Source organism: Haematospirillum sp. H1815, assembly GCF_012102705.1.
Lineage (GTDB): Bacteria > Pseudomonadota > Alphaproteobacteria > Rhodospirillales > Rhodospirillaceae > Haematospirillum.
Genome location: NZ_JAAVTA010000004.1, coordinates 56,594 through 78,154 on the forward strand (window position 1 = coordinate 56,594; position 21,561 = coordinate 78,154).

The window sequence follows — 21,561 nt, forward strand, 5'->3', positions numbered from 1 at the left end:
CGTCCGGGCTGACGAGGAAGTACTGCCCACCGTCCACCTTCGCACCTCTGGCACCACACTTCATGCCTTCACAAAAACAAGGTCAAATATATCCTACAACAATAAATCTTATACTACTTACACCTTGGAATTCTCGCCACGGAGAATGCCTGTCGGCCCACAAGACGTCAAGCACAGCCGTATAAAACCTACTTTTCTTGCCAGACCCCCCACTCTCCTGCTATGCCGTTCCTTGTATACGGGCTCTTTTGAAAGCAACGTGCCGTGAACAGAAAATTGACTCGAACGGGCATTCTTGCATGTGCCCTGATCCATCTTGCAGCGCCAGCCTCCGCCGGAGACGCAAATGCCAAGAACCCAATTTCCGAGAAAGCATACGGTTCCTGGACCCAGCACTGCCTGACACGGGAAGAGGGAAAGCAGTGCATCCTGCACCAGAAAGCCCTTGATGAAGACAAGAAAGTCATCCTTGTGGCAGAAATCACCGCACAGGGCAACACCCCTGATCTATCCATGCGGATCGTCGCTCCACTTGGAATTATCCTCCTTATTCCACTGCGCGTAACCATTGATGACAAGAATCCTGCCGATCTGCCCTATACACGCTGCATCCCCGATGGCTGTATGACAGACGTTCTGCTGACCACTGAAGCAGTCGATAAAATGAAGGCCGGGAAAAAGATGGTACTGACCTATACGCTGCCCAACCAGCAAACAGTCAGCGCAAAACTCTCTCTTGATGGTTTGACGGCGGGAATCAATGCCATGCCAAACAAAAAACAATAACACACCCGTGTACAGGTAATAAAACGCAGAGACCTTACTTGACGAATCTTTTCAACCGCCCCATACAGCGGGATCAAGACCTGATCTACATCCAATATTTTTTCTGTCAGAGGAAAAGCAGCACTGAATGAAATTCCTTGTCGCAGATGATCACCCCTTGGTTCGCAAGGCACTCAGCATAACCTTGGAAAAAGTTGATTGTGCCGCTTCTGTTCTTCAGGCTTCTGACATGACAGAGCTGCTCGGGCATCTCGGGGCCCACCCTGACATTGACCTGATTTTGATGGATCTGACAATGCCGGGCACATCAGGTCTCGGGAGTCTGGAGCAGGCAATAAACCATGCTGCACCAAGCCCGGTGGCTGTTGTTTCTGCGGACGAGCGCCCTGAAACTGCGCTTGGGTCCTTGCGCGTCGGTGCCGTCGGATACCTGCCAAAGTCCCTTCCGGAAGATGTTATGAGGGCTGCCCTGACCTTGATTCTTTCAGGTGGCACCTATGTCCCTTCCTTGGTGCTGTCAGCATACAGGACGCCCTCCTTCTCTACCGAACACGGACGCAGGACCCTTGCCGGCTACAGCAAGCCGGGTCACGGCACTTTTGCCACAACGGCACCTCTCATGGAACAAGGCAGGGCAACAACCCTGACCCCACGGCAAGCCGAGGTCTTGGAGCTGGTTATCGAGGGATACTCCAATCGCGAGATTTCAGAGATTCTCTGCGTTGCCGAATCGACTGTTAAGGTACACATTACAGCTATTCTAAAAGCCTACGCCGTCAGCAGCCGGGCAAAAGCCATCCATGCTGCACGACGTGAAGCAGAACAGGTACCCTCCTGATTCTGGGACACAACAGCAAAATCAAAGCATAAAGAACCCCCCTGCCACAGAAAGCAGGAGGGTCTTCTGTTGGCAGTAATCTGCCAAGGATTCCTCAGGCGATCGAATCCTTGAGGGCCTTTCCCGGCCGGAACTTTGGCTGCTTGCTGGCAGCAATCTTGATCTCTTCGCCTGTGCGCGGATTTTTGCCGGTACGGGCCGCACGCTTGGACACGGCAAAGGTCCCGAAACCAACCAGACGCACCTCATCACCCTTTTTCAGGGCAGAGGTCACAGCATTAAAAAGTGCATCAACAGCACGGGCAGCATCTGTTTTGCTGAGGCCGGCTTCATTGGATACGGCGTCGACGAGTTCACTCTTGTTCATAACTCAAGGTCTCCTTGCGTTCAGACAACGAATGGCAAATAGCAATCCATCCCCCGACCCTTGGTGGGGCAGGCCTCTTCGGGAAACCATGCCCTCCGAAACCAACATCCTGGTCGAGGCGGCAGTTTCATCTGCTTCACGCCCGGACGCAAGAGAATCCCTTACCAAAGGCACATGTTTCCTACCTTGACAGTTTATTTTTTCATCACATCCCCCTTGCGTTCACTCACCAAACCAGAACATACGAAGAACAAATGGCGTTTTGCCCTGCAGGAAGCCCAAAGTCTGTATCTTCAATGGTCGGCAGGAGATACCCCATCAGGCGGCAATATTTACCGCATCGTACGCCAAGGCGAACCATACCGGCCAGGCAAACATGCAGAAACGCCAAGCAACAGCCTAAAACTGATCTGGCACACCATTTGCTGCACTGGCGGCGGGAGCACCTGTCTGCCCCGGAACAACAGATAAATGGGACAACAGAGTCAGGGATAGCCAACAATGGATGTGTCAGCGGTCAAAACGAAAGCGCTTTCGAATCAGTCAGGCAATCCGGCAAACCCGGATGCCACACCTTCTCTTGATGGAGAGACCCCGGACTTCGCCGCTCTTCTCGCCAAGGGGACATTGACGGATGGCACGGATGCCCTGCGTGAGAAATTGATCCAATCTGCCGATACCCTGACGGCTGCCCACTCCGTAACACGCACCATTGAACGCGCCGAGCGGCCTGAACCATCCCAGCGGAGCGTACGTCAACGTACAGAGCCACGACGGACGGCAGGAGAACGGGACGAAGCAAGAGTCTCAACAGGCTCTGCACATACAGAGCGCAAAAACAACACCAGCAGAAGTGAGACTGAGTCCTCTTCTTCCGACAGGTCGGAAGGTAAGGACAGGGCTCCGGAATCGCTGGTTCCGCTGGTCTCGCAGATACAGGCCATGTCCTTGGTTGCCACATCAGAAGGTGATGAGTCCTTGGTGGCAAACGCAGGAGCACATGTCAAACTGAACGGGACACAGCAGACAAGCAATAGTTTTGTTGATGGGTCTGCACGACAAGGACCGGTAAATCCCGTTGCTGATTTACAGGCAGCAACCGAACCCACCGATCAAAAAGAGGCAAAGCAGAACCAGATACGGCCACAAGATCTCCGGACAGCCAATATCGCGCAGTCCGAGGGTATCGAGGCTGCCGTCGGAGATGCTGTAGAGGGAGGTATAAAAGTAACCGTGCGGGCAGAAGCCCGCGATGGGCAAGCCCGCTACCAAGGACATGATTTCAGCCAGTCCACCAAGGGAGAATCCTGGACACTGGCATCACAGGCATCAGATCAGGGAACAACCGGCCAGAATGGCAACAACAGCGATGGAACCGGCCAGAATGGCAAGACAACACAACACCTTCCGCAAGGGAACAACCTCCAGAACGGCGGTTCAGTACTAGCTGGAACAACCGGTACATCAACACCCTCCTTCCGCACGACCCTTGACGCATCATCCGGGCAGAATGCCGAAGCTACGTCAGGTTCAAAAGCAACATCCGCACAAGCCGCTGGCGCAACAACACAGCAACAGCGTGAAGCATCCAGAACTACATCTACCTTCAGACCAACACAAACACCCAAGACACCCGATCCCAGCCCAGTTGAGCAGATACGACTCAAGATAACCAAGGGTGCCATGAACGGTGATACCATTCGTATACAGCTGCGCCCCGAAACGCTGGGGAAAGTTGATATACGTCTGGAAGTCCATGAAGGACGGGTCAGCGCACATGTTGTCGCGGAGACCCGGGATGCGCTGGACCTTCTCAAGGCAGATGCCCGCAACCTGGAACGTGTCCTGCAGGAATCGGGGCTGAAGACAGACAACAGCAGCCTGAATTTCTCCCTGCGTGGTGAAGGAAACCCACGGCAAGCCGATCAGAATGACGGCGGACGCCAAGGGGCCGGTACCCCTTATGACCCTCACCGTCACACCCTGGACGATGACTTGGCCGAAGCACCGGACATCGAAAGCCTGCGCAGAACAGCAGCCGCAGCCCGCGGTGGCGTTGATGTCCGCATCTAAATCTGGACGGAGAGAGAGACCATGCCATCGGTAAGCGCTTCGGCCCATGATCAGGCTCTTTACCAGCAGCTCACCAAAGAGAATGGTGGGAAAGAGAATGTATCACGGAACAAGCTGGCCAAGGATCTGAACACATTCCTGACGCTTCTGACCAGTCAGCTGAAGCATCAGGACCCCCTGTCGCCGATGGATTCAACAGAATTTACCCAGCAGCTGGTTCAATTTGCACAAGTTGAACAGCAAATGTCACAAAACGAGAAACTCGACAAACTGGTCGCTGCGCAGAATGCCAGCCTGGCCGCAACCGCTGTCAGCTATATCGGTAATTACGTGGAAGCAGAAAGCAACCAGGTTCCCCTTCAGGATGGAAAGGGTCGGTTTGCATACGGCCTGCGGGAAGCGGCCAAACAGGTTGGTATTCTGGTCAAGGACGCCACCGGGCGCGTTGTCCGCTCCTTCAATGGTGAAACATCGGCCGGGATGCATGACTTCCGCTGGGATGGTAAGGACGACAACGGAGACCAACTGCCCGACGGAACCTATAACCTTGCCATCACGGCCACAAGCGACAAGGGATCTGTCGAAACGTGGTCCACGGCTTTTGGCAAGGTCACAGGCGTCACCAGCAAGGATGGTGAAGTACTTCTGGTCATGGACAAGGCCGGTGTCCCGATTTCCAAGATCCTGTCCATCTCTGCCACATGGGACGGCAAGAATGCCTCCCTGGATTCTGCCCTTGGTTATGTTGGCAAGAATGTCGAGGTCAGAAGCAATATGCTGACCCTGCAGAATGGCAAGGCCAAGTTTGGTTACACATTGCCATCAATGACGGACAGCACGACGATCAGCATTGTGGATGGTGACGGATTTACTGTCCGGACCCTGGACGGTCGTACCGGAAGTGGGAACCATACCTTGGAATGGGATGGTTCCAATGACGAGGGGGTTCTTCTGGAAGACGGCCCCTACTCTGTACGGGTCACAGCCAAGCAAGGAGAAACCTTGCTGGAGAATATTGCCACCACAACTTTTGGAACTGTGAACGCAGTCAGCAATGCCGGCGGCACACCAATGGTCGTGATGGGTACATCAACCATTCCGGTTTCTGCCATCCTGGCAGCGGCAGGCATATAGATGCAGGAAAAAGAAAAACTGCCCACATGAGCGGACACAGTATCCGTCCCGGGGCGGCTAGGAAGCAAAAAAAGTGATCTTCCGTCCTGATCAGAGGCGAAAAGGGACGGGGCAAAAAGCAAGGAGTTCAACCAATGTCGCTGTACGGAGCCCTGTTTGCCGGTGTGTCCGGCCTGTCCGCCCAGTCTACGGCCATGGGGGCAATTGCCGACAACGTCACAAACATCAACACGATTGGATACAAGGGGACAAAGACAAACTTTGCCACCTTTGTGACCCGTCAGGTCTCGTCAACCTCCTACAGCGCCGGCGGTGTGCAGTCGCGCCCCCGCACTGGTGTTGACATACAGGGACTTCTGCAATCCTCCACCTCCTCAACCGATGTCGGCATATCCGGTGCCGGCTTCTTTGTCGTGTCAAAGCAGGCCCTGAACTCCACGGGCTTCGGGTATTCCCGGGCCGGCTCCTTCAAGATCGATAAAGACGGATACCTGCAAAACGTTGGCGGGTACTATCTGCAAGGGTGGCCCCTGGAAAACTGGGACGGATCATTAAGTGCAGCCACCGTTGTCAAAGACGGCAATACATATATGAAATCGTATAAAAACAATCTTGGCGAAACGTACTATATGAACGACAACGCCATTGATAATGTCAACCTGCAGCCTATGAACCTCAGCAGTATCGGGGGGACCGCACGGGCAACCTCGATATTGTCCATCGCAGCAAACCTGCCATCCGGCGCCTTGGTTGGCGCCACCGAGAAGACAAATGCCCCGATTTTTGACAGCCTTGGAAACAGCCACAACCTGAACTTTTCATGGATCAAGCGGGGACAAAACCAGTGGGACTACGAAGCCATGCCCCCGGCAGGAACCACATACCTGACCCTTGATGACCAGACAGACGCAAAACGCGTGTACTTCGCTGCAGGGCGGATTGATTTCAGCAATATCCCCGCTGATGGCAAAACCATGACGATGGCTCTGGGCGGAAACAACTACACATTCCGCTTCAGCACAGCAGATCCAACCAGCGGATACCGTGATGACGGCGTAACAGCCAACACAACTACCGTTGGAGGAACGTTGCCTGTTAATGGGGATACACTGCAAATTGGCGGTATCACATTCACGGTTCGCAATCCTGGACCAGCCAGCAATGCAACCGAAGTTGACGTTAGTGGACTGTCAAATTCTACTGCCGTTGCCAACCAAATCGCACAAACAGCACAATCGTATTTCAGCACCCGTCTTGGTCCAGGGAACTGGGTAACCAGCGTGGGCGCACAAATCCAATCATCGCTAGCTATAGGCGCTGGCACAGGAAATCTCGTAACGGGAGCCTACAATGACATCACTGGCGGCACCGTGGCAAACAACGAGTTCGTCATAAACACCACCGGTAAATCATTGAGCCAGATCTTGGATATTCTTGGCAAAATGATCAATACGGCCTCCTCCGCTTCGTTGAATGATGCTTCTGGCCGGTTTCCGCCCTCTCCTCCTGCCAACTTGGCTATCCGGGTGGCAGGGGAAAACGGCATTATGTTCCGTCAGTTCTCGGCCATACCCGGTCAGGAAATTTCTGTTGATGCATCCGCCCTTGAGGACATAAACAGCCAGAAATCCGTTCTCCAGAGCACTGTCTTTACGGTACCAGCGCTTGGCCCCAGCATGTCGTGGATCAAGCCTACCGGGGGTGAACCACCCGCCGTCAAGTTCAATGGGGATGGTACGATCAACGAACTGCATGGGTCTGATGAAACAACAGCCGTTGATCCGCGCTTGCGGGTTCGGGTTGGCTGGGCCAACGGGGCGCTGAACATGGATGGGTCAACACCGCTGACAGGTGGCAGCCCCGGTATTGCCCTGTTTCTGGGCAACTACAACAGCCCCAACGAAGCCATGCAGCAAAAAGCCGGGGCGTACCAGCTGAACAAGGTTGCCCAGAACGGTAACAAATTCGGTAACTTTGCCGGCCTGACAATCGGGGAAGATGGCGTTGTGACAGCCCGTTTTGATAACGGGGTCACCATTCCCATCTTCATGATCCCCTTGGCCACATTTGTGAATCCGAATGGTATGAACAGCCAAACCGGCAACGTGTTCCAGGAAACAAGCCAGTCCGGCCTGCCAACCCTGCGCGAAGCAGGAAGCGGGACAGCCGGCATTGTATCCGGTGCATCGCTGGAGGCTTCAACCGTTGATCTGGGGGAAGAATTTACCACGATGATCACGACACAAAGGGCCTATTCAGCGGCATCAAAGATCATCACAACAACCGACCAGATGCTAGATGAACTGGTCAATATCAAGCGCTGATGATCCCGGCTGATATTGTGTGTGCAAATCTTTTACACTGATAACGTGAAGGGAGCTTCGGAATACACAAGCCCGGGGCTTCCTTACTGTCCGTCTCCTCTTGTCCGGAAAGCCATCAGACCAGGCAAAAATTGCCCGGTATTAACCGGTTGTTCACCGTCACAGCATAGCCTCCTGAATACGGGCGCAGGGGCGATCTGACCCTTGTTTTCAGAAACGTACGTTCTTGGGCACGAACCAAGACGTGGCTTGGCGGGAAGCAGACTGTGGACTCATTTGTTCAGCAAATGCGCAATCTGGGGCCGGCGCGCCTGGCCGCTTTGGCTGGCGTCGCAATTGGTCTTCTTGGCTTTCTTGTTTACTTTGCCACACGTTTGGGCACACCGCCCATGGAACGCCTGTTTGGCGATCTGTCCACAGCTGATGCAAAAGCCATTATTTCCGAGCTGGAAAGCCAGAAAGTCCCTTTTGAGCTACGCAACAACGGTACTGAAATTGCGGTACCATCCAGCCAGGTTCTTAAGCTTCGGGTACAACTTGCAGAAAAAACCTCCGCAACAGGTGGGGCCGTTGGTTACGAAGTATTCGACCAGATGGACAGTCTGGGTGCCACCAACTTCATGCAGAACGTCAATCAGGTGCGGGCACTGGAAGGTGAGCTGGCACGGACCATCATGGCCATAGAGGGGGTCAAGGCGGCACGCGTACACCTCGTCATGCCCAAGCGGGAGGTATTTACCCGCGAAACGCAGGATCCATCTGCTGCCGTCTTCATCAAAATGCACCGTGGCCGCCTGTCCCGTGAACAAGCCAATGCGGTACAGCGCCTGATCGCCGCCTCGGTGCCGCGCCTGAAACCAGCCCGGATTTCTATCGTGGATGATCGCGGCACCCTTCTGACACCGGGTATGGAAGATGAAGGGGTCGCCAAGCTCAATACCCAGGAGGAGATGCGCCGCAGGGAAGAAGCACGACTCGCACGCTCCCTGGAACAGCTTCTGGAAAATGTCGTGGGGCTGGGCAAGATTAGGGCCGAAGTCCGCGCCGATATCGATTTTGACAAAGTTGTGACCAACCAGGAAATCTACGATCCAGAAGCCCAGGTAGCCAGATCTACCGTAAATCGTCAGGAAAGCAACGAATCATCGGAAAATGATCCTGGCAATGTCAGCGTTGCCAACAATTTGCCCAATGCACAAACAGCCTCCGGTGGCCCTGCTGCCACATCGCGCGAGAACAGGACCGAGGAAACAACAAACTTCGAGATTTCCCGGAAGGTTACCAACCAGGTTAAGGAAGGCCCCCAAATCCGGCGGTTGTCTGTCGCGGTCCTTGTTGACGGCATTTACAGCACGGGGGACAATGGGGAAAGGCAATTCCAACCGCGTCCAGCCGAAGAAATGGACAAGCTGGCTGCTATTGTGCGCTCGGCCATTGGTTTCAATGCCGCGCGCGGAGATCAGGTTGAACTGGTCAACATGCAGTTCCAGGCTTTGGACGAGGCTGATCTGGAAGCGCCGTGGATGTTCATGGGTTTCACCAAACCCGAAGTCATGCGTATGGCTGAAAGCTTCGGTGTTGCGATTGTTGCGATCCTGATCATCCTGATGGTGGTGCGTCCCTTGGTGGCACGGGCCTTCGAGGGCATGGCGGCAAGCGAGGACAACCAGCTGCTGACCGCAGATGGAATGCCCAATGCGCAGCTGTCCGGCCCAGCGCCTATTCCGGAGGAAGAGGACATTTCTGACGAGCTTATTGATATCGACAAGGTTGAGGGTCGCGTGAAAGCATCATCCCTGCGCAAGATCGGGGAGATTGTCGACAAGCATCCGGAAGAAGCCGTGTCGATCATTCGCAACTGGCTTTACCAGGAAGCCGCATAGAGGTTTGGCTTGTGCCCGGGCAGCACATGTTCTGGCCTTTTGATGCATACCTGACAGAGGAGAAGGCACCGTGGGGCGCCTGAAAGAAGATTACAGAAGCCTGACCGGACCACAGAAAGCGGCCATCTTTCTGCTGTCCTTGGGTGACGAGCATTCAACCCGCTTGTTCTCGATGATGAATGACGACGAGATCAAGGAACTTTCACAGATCATGGCGAACCTTGGTACCGTCTCAGCGGCCCTTGTCGAGCGCCTGTTTGTGGAATTTGCCGATGCCATCTCCAACACCGGGTCGCTGGTTGGTTCGTTTGACACGACAGAACGCCTGCTGATGAAGACCCTGCCGAAAGACCGCGTGGAATCCATTATGGAGGAAATACGTGGTCCCGCAGGACGTACCATGTGGGACAAGCTTGGTAACGTTAACGAACAGGTGCTGGCAAACTACCTGAAGAACGAATACCCGCAAACCGTTGCCGTTGTGCTTTCAAAGATCAAGGCAGATCACGGTGCCAGGGTTCTGGGCCTTTTGCCCGAACCTTTTGCGCTGGAAGTCATCATGCGCATGCTGCACATGGAAGCGATCCAGAAGGAAGTTTTGGATGGTGTTGAAAAGACACTGCGGACCGAATTCATGTCGAACTTGGCACGCACACAGCGCCGCGATGCGCATGAAATGATGGCCGACATCTTCAATAACCTTGATCGCAACACCGAGGCCCGGTTTATGGGCGCCCTTGAAGAGCGTAACCGTGAAAGCGCGGAAAAGATCAAACAGCTCATGTTCACATTCGAAGATCTCAACCGCCTGGATGCTGCTGGCGTTCAAACCTTGCTGCGGCATGTGGAAAAAGACAAGCTGGCGCTGTCCCTGAAAGGAGCCTCGGATGGCCTGAAAGACCTGTTCTTCAAGAATATGTCCGAACGCGCTGGCAAGATGCTGCGTGATGACATGGATGCCATGGGTCCTGTCCGTCTGCGTGAAGTGGACGAAGCGCAGAATATTATTGTTGTCCTGGCCAAGGAGCTGGCCAATTCCGGGCAGATTGTCATCTCTGAAGGGAAGGAAGACGACGAACTGGTCTATTGATTCCTTTCCCTGCCTGATCCCCGGAGTACTTCATGGCCCCGCCGACTGTCCGCAAATTTACCTTTGATGTCCGTTTCGACGAACCGACACCCTCGGAGCGACAGCCTGTTCTTTCCGAACTCCTGATCAGCGAACCTCCGCCGGAACCAGAGCCGGAACTGCCGCCGGAACCAGAAGAACCGCCCCCGGTTGTTTTCAGTCAGGAGGAACTGGAGTTCGCTCGTGAAGAAGCTTATGTCGCCGGACACGCTGCCGCCCTTCAAGAAGCAGCCGCATCCGTGGAGCAATTTGTGGCCGAGGCCTTGAATCGCTGCGCAGAGTCAATGACTGCTCTTGCAAACAAGACAGACCCTCTTGCTGATGCAGCCACATCCGCAGCCGTCCAGGTTGTACACACGATTTGCCAGAAGTTGCTGCCACATACAGCCGATGATTATGCCATACGCGAGATTGCGAGCCTTGTACAATCCCTGCTGCCGGATTTGATCGGACAGCCCCGTATCCTGATCCATACCAGCCCGAAAATGGTGGATCTCCTCCGCAAACGTCTGACCGAAACAATCAACAAAACGGGATTCGAGGGACGTATGGTTCTGCTGGGTGATTCCTCCATGCTTCCCGCTGATGCCCGTGTTGAATGGGCTGATGGCGGCGCAGAGCGAAACATGGCCCGGGCACTTGATGAAATAAACGCTCTGGTACAGCGGAATATTCCGCTGTTTCAGCAAGGGAAAACCCTGGAACCCGGGCACCTGTCCCATAGTGGGGAAACCGATACCGTAACAAGGACGGTCGAGGACATATGGCCCGATGTTGATCCGGCCAACTGGTACACGCCCCCAAGCAAGCATGCGGAAACGGTCTTGGTACAGCAAGCAAGTCATCCGGAACCGGAACAGACAAGCGAAGCCTCTGAACAGACTGCCTTGGCCGAACCAGAACCCATGCCATCCGAGGTCATCACGAATGAAAACATAAATACAGGTGAAGACACTGAAATACTGCAAGCAGACGAGATAACACAACACGCTGCAGATGCAGATCCGGCAGAAGACCTAAAACCCGACGCGTAAACAGGGAGGAACGCTTGTTATGGCTGATAATGATCTTGAGCTGGATGAAATGCCGGAGGAAGAGGATGAAACCGGCCAACGCGATGACGATATGGAGATTGCCGAGGAGCTTCCGGACAAACCACGCTCGGCCGCTGACCTTGAGGCTGTCTACGACATCCCGGTACAAGTATCCGCCGTTCTCGGGAAGTCATCCATGCAGGTCAACAACCTGCTGCGCTTGGGGCGCGGGGCCGTTGTCGAACTAGACCGGAAAGTCGGGGAAGCTATTGATATCTATGTCAACAATCGCCTCGTCGCCCGCGGAGAGGTTGTTGTTGTCGAGGACAGGCTCGGCATTACCATGACAGAAATCATCAAGACAGACCGCACCTGATACATCTCTCAACACGCATCAAGGACCAGACCTGATGGCCGAAAGCGGTAACATACAGGAAAGCCTGCCGGACTCCTCGGATGACTATACAAGCCGGCCCCGGGGCATGGATGTTGCGACACTCTCGGGCATACTGGGTGCTGTTGCCCTTACGGTGATGGCTATTGCAGCCAGCGGCTCGCCATTGTCATTTGTCGATATGTCGGGCCTGTTGATTGTGTTGGGTGGCACCATACTGATCACAGCAACCAGTTTCAGTTGGTCTGATATACGGCAAACACTACGCGAACTGGGTCGATCCGCTGGATACAAGATACCCGCCCCACAGGATGTCGCGCTCGATATGCTTCGTATCGCCGAATATACACACCACCATGGCATCCTGAAACTGCGCGGCGTTGTTCTGAATTCGCTGCATCGCGACCAGATTCTGCACAAGGGGCTTCAGCTTGTGCTGAACGGTACAGCCGAAAATGAGATTGTACGTATTCTTTCTTCAGATATCGCCTCAAGCCGAATTCACAGTGACCGGGCAGTCTGCGTCCTGCGGCGCGCGGCAGAGACCAGCCCTGCCATGGGGTTGATCGGGACCCTGATTGGCCTGGTGCAGATGCTGGGGCATCTGGATAATCCGGCCGCGATCGGACCGGGAATGTCCATTGCTCTTCTGACCACTTTCTATGGTGCTGTCATGGCCTACATGATCCTCGGCCCACTTGGGTCACGGCTGGAACGCAATGGCCAGGAAGAAGCCTTGGTGCACCAGATATGGCTGACAACAGTCCTGTCGATTGAACGCAGGGAAAGTCCATCGCAACTGGAACTGCACTTCAACAGCATCCTGCCCCCTGGTCAGCGGCTGCCCGTACACGCCAACATGATCCGACAACCGGCAGGAGGATAAGAATTTTTTGACATTTGCCGTTCTATAGTGCGGTAGCAGCCTTGGGTCATGTCTGTTTTGTAGTGGGAGATTGCACGAATGCGTTTGTTGATTGTTGGCTCCCTGGGCGGACAGATTGGTGCGGCAAGCCAGATTGCCATGCGCCGTGGCGCCAAGGTCAGTCAGGCCGACGATATTCACGCTGCGCTGACCCAACTGCGCAGCGGCCATGGTGCTGATTTGATGATGGTTGATATCGGGCTGGATATCCGTCTTCTTGTCGCCAGCCTTGAATCCGAACGCATATCTGTACCCGTCGTTGCCTGTGGCGTTTCTACCGATACCAAGGCTGCCGTGGAGGCGATACGGGCCGGCGCAAAGGAGTACGTCCCCCTCCCTCCTGATCCAGAATTGATTGCCGCTGTCCTTGCCGCCGTTGTGCAGCAGGACAACACTATTATATTCCGTGATCCCTCCATGCAAAAAATCATGGACTTGGCCAATCAGGTTGCTCCTTCCGAGGCCGGTATCCTGATCGTCGGAGAGTCCGGAACCGGCAAGGAACTGGTTGCCCGACACATCCACCAGAAATCACGACGGGCAAACCGTGTTTTTGTTGCCGTCAACTGCGCCGCCATTCCCGAAAATCTTCTTGAGTCAGAACTGTTTGGTCACGAGAAGGGGGCCTTCACAGGTGCCATTGCCAGACGCATCGGCAAGTTTGAGGAAGCCACCGGCGGTACCTTGCTACTGGACGAGATATCGGAAATCGATGTCCGCCTTCAGGCCAAGCTGCTGCGCGTTCTTCAGGAACGGGAACTGACACGCGTCGGAGGCAACCAATCCATCAAAGTCGATGTCCGCATTCTGGCAACATCCAACCGCAACCTTCAGGAAGAAGTACGCAAGGGCACATTCCGCGAAGACCTGTTTTTCCGCCTGAACGTCATGACACTGTCTCTCCCACCACTGCGTGACCGCCCCAAGGATATAGAGATTCTCGCCAAGCATTTTGCAGAAAAGTATGCGGCCCTGAACAAGGTACCGGCCCGCCCCATTGCAGCCAATGCGATGGAGGCCTTACAGCGGCACATATGGAAAGGAAATGTCCGCGAGCTTGAGAACACGATCCATCGCTCTGTTCTTTTGGCACGCGGCGACACAATTGACCGTGACGCCATTCTTCTGACGGAAGACGGGGAGAATGTGCCCAACCCGAACGGCAGTATTGGAACCTTGGTAGGACGGACCGTTGCTGATGTTGAGCGAGATCTGATCATCGATACACTGCGCCATACGCTGGGCAACAGAACACACGCAGCCAATATCCTTGGAATCTCGATCCGGACGCTTCGCAACAAACTCAGGCTGTACACCGATCAAGGGCTTCCGGTTCCACCGCCAACAGGTGGGGAGGCCGATGTTCCAGCCTGATTGTGAGATAGAATCAGGTTTTCGAATCTAGAACAGTTCAATACCACTCTTTGCGCGGGAACTGACAAACGCATGGCAGAACAGGCAACACACCTGCAAACGGCAGACCGCATTGATCCCTCTTCGACAGAGGCGACAACAACAGCGGGCTTGTCCGGTGCCATGGATGGCGGAGCAGCGTTTCTCAAACGGGCGGCACTGCGTGGTGACTTGTTCCTGGCCATTGGTATTGCCGCAACACTGGTCATCCTGATTATCCCGCTGCCGCCATGGCTTCTGGATATTGCCCTGGCTCTGTCCTTGACCTTGTCTGTTCTTGTCCTGATGACCGTGATTTTCATCCAGAAGGCCATGGAGCTGAACAGCTTCCCGGTTATTCTCTTGATGACAACACTGCTTCGCCTGTCTCTGAACCTGGCATCAACCCGTCTGATCCTACAATACGGGCATCAGGGCACCGATGCTGCCGGGCACGTTATAGAAGCCTTCGGTGGCTTCATCATGGGCGGTAACTTCGTCATCGGAGTGATTGTCTTCCTGATCCTTATTCTTGTTAACTTCATGGTTATTACCAAGGGATCAACCCGTATCGCCGAAGTCACGGCCCGGTTTACCCTGGACGCCATGCCCGGCAAGCAAATGGCGATTGATGCAGACTTGTCTGCCGGAGTCATTGATGAACGTGAAGCCATCGCCCGCCGTCGTGAGTTGCAAAAAGAAACAGACTTCTTCGGGGCCATGGATGGTGCCTCGAAGTTCGTAAGGGGCGATGCGATTGCTGGCTTGATCATTACGGCTGTTAACATTATAGGCGGCATGATCATTGGCATGGTCCAGAACAATCTGAGCTTTTCGGTCGCTGCCGACACATATACCCGGCTGACCGTCGGGGATGGGTTGATCAGCCAGATCCCGGCCCTGATCGTTTCGGTATCCGCCGGTTTGATGGTCTCCAAGGCAGGGCTGAGCGAAAGCACCGAAGTGGCCTTGGGCAGTCAGTTTACGCAGTATCCAAAAGCCTTGGGCATGTCATCGGCTGTTGCGGGCCTTCTGGCTGTTATCCCGGGCACACCGGCCCTGCCCTTTCTGCTTCTTGCAGGCATAACCGGCGGAGCCGCATGGTTTACAGATCACCGCCACCACAAAGCCGCCATACATGCGGCAGAGATGGCCGCCCAAGCAGAACGTGAGGCTGCACCGGTCGCAGAAGAACCTATTTCCAGCGCCCTGCGGATTGATATGGTTCGTCTCGAGCTTGGATATGGGTTGTTATCCATGATCTCTGCCGGGGGCAACCAAAGGCTGACAGACCAAATCAAGGCCCTGCGCCGCGCACTGGCTACGGAAATGGGATTTGTCATGCCCAGTGTCCGGATCCAGGACAACATGCAGCTTGCGGCCAATGAATACGCGCTTTTTATCAAGGAAGTCGAGGCCGGGACCGGTGATCTGCGCCCCAACATGCTGCTAGTCATGGATCCACGCGGTGAAGACATAACGCTGCCCGGCGAAAAAACACGCGAACCGACCTTTGGTCTGCCTGCTGTGTGGATCGAAAGCTCCAATCGCGAGGAAGCCCTGTTCCGGGGCTACACAGTTGTTGACCCTGCAACGGTTATCACCACACACCTGACCGAAGTTGTCCGCGATAACATGGCAGAACTTTTGTCCTATGCTGAAACGCAAAAACTTCTTGATGAGCTGGACAAGGATCACCAGAAGCTGATTGCCGACATTGTCCCCAACCAGATCAACATCAACGGGATCCAGAGGATCCTGCAAAATCTTCTGGCGGAGCGGGTTTCGATCCGTGATTTGCCAACCATTCTGGAAGGCATATCCGAAGCATCGGGGATCAGCCGGAATCTGACAATGATGACCGAGCACGTCCGCATGCGGCTGGCCCGCCAGCTGTGCGATGCCTGCACCGATGAAGAAGGGGTTATCCCCTTGGTCACGATGTCGCCAGAGTGGGAGCAGAACTTTGCTGAAGCGTTGGTCGGTCAGGGTGAAGAGCGCCAGTTGGCTATGCCACCATCCACACTTCACGAGTTCATCAACAGTGTGCGACAGGTCTTTGAACGCTTTGCCATGCAAGGGGAAACCCCGGTCTTGTTAACAAGTCCGATGATCAGGCCCTATGTGCGATCAATCATTGAACGCTTCCGTCCCATGACCATGGTGATGAGTCAGAACGAAATCCATCCTAAAGCTCGTATCAAAACACTGGGGCAGGTATGATGGCAGACCGCGTTTCCCCATGTAAAGCACGGCTCTCCTCCAAGTGGGGAGGCATAGCATGCGGATGAAATATTATACAGCGCCCTCGATGGCTGAGGGTATGGCCATGATACGGGCAGAGCTGGGGGATGATGCCATCATTATCTCGACCCAGAGAGCCAATGGCAGTGAAGGTGTACGTATTACCGCAGCACTGGAGGAAACCGCGCCGGATGAGGAAATCAACGAATACCTTGCCTTGGGGACACCGCCCTCTGCGTTGACCGAAACAATCCGCGAATGCCTCTCCTATCACGGCGTCCTACCCCGCCTTTCAGAACGCATTGTGGCCGCAGCAAAGGCCATTGGAACCGATGATCCCACACTGGCGACGGCCGGTGCCCTGGATGAACTGTTTGCTTTTGCCGCATTGCCGGCAAAACGTTCGCCAGTGCCCGTCATGCTGGTTGGTCCTCCGGGGACAGGCAAAACAATCACGGTAGCCAAACTGGCCGCACGGGCACGTATTGCAGGCCGCTCTGTTTCTGTTGTAACGGCGGACTCGGTCAGGGCCGGTGCCCTGGAACAGTTGTCTGCCTTTACCAATATTCTGGGCGTTGAGTTAAAGAAGGCACGCGGCATAACCAGCCTGGAAACGATGGTTGCAGAGGCTGCGGCCTGCAGCGACCTTGTTTACATTGATACCCCGGGCCTTAATCCGTTCAGCCCGGAAGACATGGGTTTTCTGCGTGGCCTGACCCGTGCCATAGAGGTGGAACCCGTGCTGGTACTGGCGGCGGGGGGAGATCCTGTAGAAGCAACGGAAGTCGCTGAGGCCTTTGCTGCAGTGGGAGCCACACGCATTCTGGCAACCCGTCTGGACATGACACGACGGCTGGGGGCCGTCCTCGCTGCAGCTGATTCCGGACAGTTCATGTTCTGCGATGTCAGCATCAATCCACATGTTGCCAATGGATTGTGCCCCATCAATCCAATCTCCATGGCACGCCTTCTGGTTCCGCCGGGTGATAACTCGCTGACGGCTGCTCCTGATGACTGGGCCAGCCGTAGACCTGCAACACCACCACAGCAGAAAACCTCGTGGAATCACGATACTCCAACTCTGATGGACGAGCAGGAGGAGCCCGTGGACCTGCCCGACCCGGATCAGGATACCAGGCCAATGTTCGCCATCCACGCCGGGGCGGATATTCAAGAAACAGGAAATGACATGAGTGAGGCCCGCGGATGACTCTTCAGACCGATTACGGACAGGCGCCCGTTCTTGCACCATCGGCTCCGGGCCGGCACAGCAGCAATATTATTGCCATTGCATCCGGCAAGGGCGGGGTCGGTAAAACATGGTTCTCGATCACATTGTCGCACGCCTTTGCCATGCGCAAACGCAAGACCCTGCTTTTTGACGGAGATCTTGGGCTTGCCAACGTGGATATTCAGCTTGGGCTGATGCCCCGGTATGACTTGGCCAGTGTCATCACCGGACGCGTAACCCTGAACCAGGCCTTTACTCCCTATCAAAGCGGGGGGTTTGATGTTCTCGCTGGTCGTTCCGGATCTGGTTCGCTGGCGAATATCCCGCTCTCGCGTCTGCAGGTACTGGCCGAAGACCTTGAGCTGGCCGCCCCGGCATACCACAAGGTGATTATTGACTTGGGGGCTGGGGTAGAAAAAAGCATACGCCAGCTTTCACGGGCTGCCGGAACCATTCTGGTCATTACCTCGGATGAACCAACATCGCTGACCGATGCCTACGCGTTTATCAAGGTAACGACCATGGAACGTCCGAATGCGGATATCCGGGTTGTCATCAACGCCGCCAATTCCGTTCGTGAAGGGGAACGCACCTACGCAACCCTGCGCAAGGCCTGCGAGGGGTTCCTGAAAATAAGCCCGCCCCTGGTTGGGATTATACGCAGGGACATGCGGGTTCGGGATGCAATCCGGAACCAGACGTCCATTCTGCTGCGCTCCCCGGGGGCAGATGCCGCAGTTGATGTAGAAGCAATTGCCGACCGCCTGCTGGCGGGGTGAGCAAGGGCTGGGAAGGAGAGCATATGTCGAATGTTCCTCCGCCTCCCTCCTCGGGCTCCCCCTTGCCTCAGACGCCATCTGTTTCCGGCTCTGTCACCCTTCTTTCTCCCCCTGCCCCAGTGGCATCACTACCCGCCGGTACAAAGATCGAGGCAGTCGTCATTCGCACGCCGCAACCGTCTCGTCACGACGTTCTTCTTGATACGACCTATGGCCAAATAAAAGCCAAGCTGCCTGCTACACTTACACTTGCAGCGGGAACACGTCTTGTTCTGGAGACAACAGAAGCCCGACCCGGACAGGCTGTCATGCTCCGCATCATGGCTGTGAACCTTGTGCCATGGCTATCCCCCAAGCCTGATACTCTTTTGGGATCCCCTCCTCCTAGACCTGGTGTAACTCCAACAGCTGCAGCTGTATGGCAAACATCATTACCCAGGCACATACCTGCGCAGGTTATTGCCGCACCGGATCGTTTCTTCCCGGTTCATGCTGATCGCAGTTCAGCCCCCTTGCCTCCGTGGCCAATAGGGACAACTGTTCTGGTCCGCCTCACCCCTATTGCGTCCGACAATGCCGGAGCAGCATCCGCGTCATCATCCATACACTCTCCTGCCCCTGCCTCTCAAACAGGACTGCTGACAGGGCAAGGTTCCATCACCCAACCTGGGCTGCAGGGCACTCCATCCGCTGTTCCTCCCGGAGCATCAATACCCACTCCCGGATCTATAACCGGGATTATCGCCCCACACACCAATTCCGGGCATACCATTATTGCCACTCCCATGGGCCTGCTATCCATGGATCGCCCTCTGTCCCTGCCCGCTGGTACCCCTGTTACGCTGGATGTTATGCAGATTACCCCACAACCCGGTCGTCCAGACATCATACCGTCAGCTGAAAGCATGAAGATCGGCCCCATATCCGCGCTGGGCTGGCCCGGGATGGAGCGGGCCTTGGCCCTGCAGAGCAGCGGACCTGAAGGTATCAAGGCCTTGCTCCACCACCTTCCAACCAGCGACGGACGCATGCTGCTCGCTCTTATGGCGTTCAGCCAGTTATCGCGCCCGGTTGGCAGCATGCGCCCATGGACGGGGGAGAGCGTGCGCGACATTCTTGAGCAATCCCTGGGGCGTGAAAGCGCGCGTACCCTTTCCGCAGAACTGCGCGAGATGATACGCCCCTCTACAGACGGGGGAGGAGACTGGAGACTGCAGAATCTCCCCTTCCTGAATGGAAACAGTATTGAAAAGATTGCCCTTATCAGCAGGCGCGACGGAGAGCAGGACAGTGAAAAGGACACAGCGAAAGTAAAAAAAGGAGAGCGGTTCCGTTTTCTGCTTAATCTTGATCTTTCCCGCCTTGGCCCCATGCAATTTGATGGTCTTTACCTGTATAAGGATCGCCGTCTGGACCTGCTGATCCGCACGCACGTTCCCTTGGATACAGAGATCAGAACCACCATGCTGTCCTTGTATACCAACGCATCCCAAGCCCTGAACCTGGTCGGGAGCCTGTTGTTTCATGTCTCAACAGCCTTCGCCGGACCGGCTGATGCCATACCCGGACACCCTGATCCAGGCCCGGGCCTGATTGTATAAGGAAACGGGGACAGCATGACGTGCAGATCATTTGACATGCATGTAATGCCTGTACTAAGGATCAGGACGTGAAGGACAGTCCGTACAGATTCAAAGGATACGAGGAGACCGTACGGAATGGCTGCCAAGCTCACCGGTGATCCCAAAGGATATTACCGCGTTCTGGGCCTTGATCCCGGATCGGATGGCACCGCTGTCAAAACAGCTTTTCGTCAAATGGCAATGGCGCTGCATCCAGATCGGAACAACAGCCCGGATGCGCACGAAAAGTTTCATGCCATCACCGCAGCCTATGAAATTCTCTCCAACCCCGAGAAAAAGGCGCAATACGATGCGCTGTCCCAGAATGCTGATACAGCCGAAAAACAGCAGACACAGCATAAACGGCAAGCGTCAGCAGGAACAGGGGCACGGGACAAGCAGAAGTCCGAACGTACAGGCCCCAGATCCTCAGCCAATCAAACCAGACAGGAAAACCCGCAAGACCAACGGCGGAAACGGACATGGTCCACCTCCTCCCCTCCTCCCCTTCTTCCTCTCTCCACATGCGATCGCTGCCGCCGTGTTGCAGCACAGCCGCGTTACGTTATTTTTCCACTGGTTCGCGGGACATTGGTACGCAGTCTGCACTCCAGCATCGAGGGTCTGTACTGCCGCCGCTGCGCCGATATAACCGGCTTACAGGTTTCTGCCCGGAACTGGCTTTTGGGCTGGTGGAGCCTGTCTGGACCCGTTGATACCATTCATGCCCTTTGGGTAACCGCACGGGGAGGAATTCTGCCTGCGGATCGCAACTATCGGGCCCTTATGCACCAGGCGCGCGCCTTCCTGGCCAGGCAGGACAGGGACATGGCCCATAATATCGCACGGCAGGCCAGGCAATTTGCCACAACCGTCGGGCAGCAGTATATGGCAGATAGCCTTGTCCCTGCCTCCCCACAGTCGGCAGCCCGCCAACTGAGAAATCGATGGAGCGACGTTGGCATTTTCCGTCTGCTGCAGTTGTCGCCACTGTACCTAGCCGGCGCCGTAACAGCTGTTGTCAGCTGGAATACAGTCCGCGATGGCGAGCTGCCCCCTGTCAGGCCTGATCAGGACAAGCCTGGAAACACTGACTCTGTATCCCCGTCGTCACCATCCCTGAAAGCGGGGGGGCTGCATGAAACCATGGCCGCAGGCTTGGCCATACGCAGCGGACCGGGGACAGGTTTCCAAAAAACGGGAGAACTGGCAGCTGGTGCCATGGTTCTGGTGACAGAGATGGATACCGGCGGTAACTGGGCCCGCATTATCACACCGGAAGGCATGTCAGGCTATGTTCCGTCCCGGTTTCTTAACCCGGTTCATATTCCACGCCAGCAGCGAACAACGGGAACACAAAGGGAATAGGAGGAAGTATGCCTATAGTAAGGCATACTGGCAGAATC

17 protein-coding genes are annotated in these 21,561 nt (G+C 55.2%); 16 read left to right on the top strand and 1 reads right to left on the bottom strand.

Going from position 1 to position 21,561, the window contains the following annotated elements:
* Positions 1-264 precede the first annotated feature (264 nt).
* Together HEQ60_RS05090 and HEQ60_RS05095 are read left to right on the top strand one after the other, a co-directional pair.
* Positions 265-786 carry an invasion associated locus B family protein gene (locus HEQ60_RS05090; RefSeq protein ID WP_168070180.1) on the top strand — a complete coding sequence of 174 codons (522 nt, stop codon included), beginning with the start codon at positions 265-267 and terminating at the stop codon, positions 784-786.
* A 127-nt stretch (positions 787-913) separates the two neighbouring features.
* On the top strand, positions 914-1,624 hold the full coding sequence (locus HEQ60_RS05095) for a response regulator (protein WP_168070182.1): 711 nt from the start codon (positions 914-916) through the stop codon (positions 1,622-1,624).
* 94 nt (positions 1,625-1,718) lie between these two features.
* On the opposite strand, the gene HEQ60_RS05100 is transcribed toward HEQ60_RS05095, so the two are convergent.
* Positions 1,719-1,991 carry an HU family DNA-binding protein gene (locus HEQ60_RS05100; protein WP_066135973.1) on the bottom strand — a complete coding sequence of 91 codons (273 nt, stop codon included), beginning with the start codon at positions 1,989-1,991 and terminating at the stop codon, positions 1,719-1,721.
* A 501-nt stretch (positions 1,992-2,492) separates the two neighbouring features.
* On the opposite strand from HEQ60_RS05100, the gene HEQ60_RS05105 reads away from it, so the two are divergent.
* From HEQ60_RS05105 to HEQ60_RS05170, 14 genes are all read left to right on the top strand, one after another.
* On the top strand, positions 2,493-4,064 hold the full coding sequence (locus HEQ60_RS05105) for a flagellar hook-length control protein FliK (RefSeq protein ID WP_168070184.1): 1,572 nt from the start codon (positions 2,493-2,495) through the stop codon (positions 4,062-4,064).
* 21 nt (positions 4,065-4,085) lie between these two features.
* Complete coding sequence (locus HEQ60_RS05110) at positions 4,086-5,198, top strand: FlgD immunoglobulin-like domain containing protein (RefSeq protein ID WP_168070186.1); 1,113 nt, start codon at positions 4,086-4,088, stop codon at positions 5,196-5,198.
* Positions 5,199-5,332: 134 nt separating this feature from the next.
* Positions 5,333-7,522 carry a flagellar hook-basal body complex protein gene (locus tag HEQ60_RS05115; protein ID WP_168070188.1) on the top strand — a complete coding sequence of 730 codons (2,190 nt, stop codon included), beginning with the start codon at positions 5,333-5,335 and terminating at the stop codon, positions 7,520-7,522.
* A gap of 266 nt (positions 7,523-7,788) precedes the next feature.
* Positions 7,789-9,405, top strand: coding sequence for a flagellar basal-body MS-ring/collar protein FliF (fliF, locus tag HEQ60_RS05120; protein ID WP_168070190.1), 1,617 nt, complete (start codon positions 7,789-7,791; stop codon positions 9,403-9,405).
* Between the two features lie 70 nt (positions 9,406-9,475).
* The gene (gene fliG / locus HEQ60_RS05125; protein WP_066135988.1) at positions 9,476-10,495 is read left to right on the top strand and encodes a flagellar motor switch protein FliG; all 1,020 of its coding nucleotides are present in this window, start codon (positions 9,476-9,478) and stop codon (positions 10,493-10,495) included.
* 32 nt (positions 10,496-10,527) lie between these two features.
* Positions 10,528-11,568, top strand: a complete 1,041-nt coding sequence (locus HEQ60_RS05130) for a FliH/SctL family protein (RefSeq protein ID WP_168070192.1) — start codon at positions 10,528-10,530, stop codon at positions 11,566-11,568.
* A gap of 19 nt (positions 11,569-11,587) precedes the next feature.
* Entirely contained in the window at positions 11,588-11,944 is a 357-nt protein-coding gene (gene fliN / locus HEQ60_RS05135) for a flagellar motor switch protein FliN (RefSeq protein WP_168070194.1), read from the top strand.
* Positions 11,945-11,978: 34 nt separating this feature from the next.
* Positions 11,979-12,848 carry a motility protein A gene (locus tag HEQ60_RS05140; RefSeq protein ID WP_168070196.1) on the top strand — a complete coding sequence of 290 codons (870 nt, stop codon included), beginning with the start codon at positions 11,979-11,981 and terminating at the stop codon, positions 12,846-12,848.
* Positions 12,849-12,926: 78 nt separating this feature from the next.
* Positions 12,927-14,261 carry a sigma-54-dependent transcriptional regulator gene (locus tag HEQ60_RS05145; RefSeq protein WP_168070199.1) on the top strand — a complete coding sequence of 445 codons (1,335 nt, stop codon included), beginning with the start codon at positions 12,927-12,929 and terminating at the stop codon, positions 14,259-14,261.
* Between the two features lie 162 nt (positions 14,262-14,423).
* Entirely contained in the window at positions 14,424-16,502 is a 2,079-nt protein-coding gene (flhA, locus tag HEQ60_RS05150) for a flagellar biosynthesis protein FlhA (RefSeq protein ID WP_209315430.1), read from the top strand.
* A gap of 58 nt (positions 16,503-16,560) precedes the next feature.
* Positions 16,561-17,733, top strand: coding sequence for a GTP-binding protein (locus HEQ60_RS05155; RefSeq protein ID WP_168070203.1), 1,173 nt, complete (start codon positions 16,561-16,563; stop codon positions 17,731-17,733).
* A complete protein-coding gene (locus HEQ60_RS05160; RefSeq protein ID WP_168070206.1) occupies positions 17,730-18,533 on the top strand; it encodes a MinD/ParA family protein in 804 nt (267 codons plus the stop codon). Before HEQ60_RS05155 ends, HEQ60_RS05160 begins: the two co-directional genes overlap by 4 nt.
* 23 nt (positions 18,534-18,556) lie before the next feature.
* Positions 18,557-20,134: a hypothetical protein gene (locus tag HEQ60_RS05165; RefSeq protein WP_168070208.1), complete on the top strand. Its 1,578-nt coding sequence runs from the start codon at positions 18,557-18,559 to the stop codon at positions 20,132-20,134.
* A gap of 117 nt (positions 20,135-20,251) precedes the next feature.
* The gene (locus tag HEQ60_RS05170; RefSeq protein ID WP_168070210.1) at positions 20,252-21,523 is read left to right on the top strand and encodes a DnaJ domain-containing protein; all 1,272 of its coding nucleotides are present in this window, start codon (positions 20,252-20,254) and stop codon (positions 21,521-21,523) included.
* Positions 21,524-21,561: the final 38 nt, after the last annotated feature.

Bases quoted from the DNA above. Each gene is read 5' to 3' on its own strand.
- HEQ60_RS05095 (WP_168070182.1), top strand. From the start codon at position 914: ATGAAATTCCTTGTCGCAGATGATCACCCCTTGGTTCGCAAGGCACTC.
- HEQ60_RS05100 (WP_066135973.1), bottom strand. From the start codon at position 1,991: ATGAACAAGAGTGAACTCGTCGACGCCGTATCCAATGAAGCCGGCCTC.
- HEQ60_RS05105 (WP_168070184.1), top strand. From the start codon at position 2,493: ATGGATGTGTCAGCGGTCAAAACGAAAGCGCTTTCGAATCAGTCAGGC.
- HEQ60_RS05110 (WP_168070186.1), top strand. From the start codon at position 4,086: ATGCCATCGGTAAGCGCTTCGGCCCATGATCAGGCTCTTTACCAGCAG.
- HEQ60_RS05115 (WP_168070188.1), top strand. From the start codon at position 5,333: ATGTCGCTGTACGGAGCCCTGTTTGCCGGTGTGTCCGGCCTGTCCGCC.
- HEQ60_RS05130 (WP_168070192.1), top strand. From the start codon at position 10,528: ATGGCCCCGCCGACTGTCCGCAAATTTACCTTTGATGTCCGTTTCGAC.
- fliN (WP_168070194.1), top strand. From the start codon at position 11,588: ATGGCTGATAATGATCTTGAGCTGGATGAAATGCCGGAGGAAGAGGAT.
- HEQ60_RS05140 (WP_168070196.1), top strand. From the start codon at position 11,979: ATGGCCGAAAGCGGTAACATACAGGAAAGCCTGCCGGACTCCTCGGAT.
- HEQ60_RS05145 (WP_168070199.1), top strand. From the start codon at position 12,927: ATGCGTTTGTTGATTGTTGGCTCCCTGGGCGGACAGATTGGTGCGGCA.
- flhA (WP_209315430.1), top strand. From the start codon at position 14,424: ATGGATGGCGGAGCAGCGTTTCTCAAACGGGCGGCACTGCGTGGTGAC.
- HEQ60_RS05155 (WP_168070203.1), top strand. From the start codon at position 16,561: ATGCGGATGAAATATTATACAGCGCCCTCGATGGCTGAGGGTATGGCC.
- HEQ60_RS05160 (WP_168070206.1), top strand. From the start codon at position 17,730: ATGACTCTTCAGACCGATTACGGACAGGCGCCCGTTCTTGCACCATCG.
- HEQ60_RS05165 (WP_168070208.1), top strand. From the start codon at position 18,557: ATGTCGAATGTTCCTCCGCCTCCCTCCTCGGGCTCCCCCTTGCCTCAG.
- HEQ60_RS05170 (WP_168070210.1), top strand. From the start codon at position 20,252: ATGGCTGCCAAGCTCACCGGTGATCCCAAAGGATATTACCGCGTTCTG.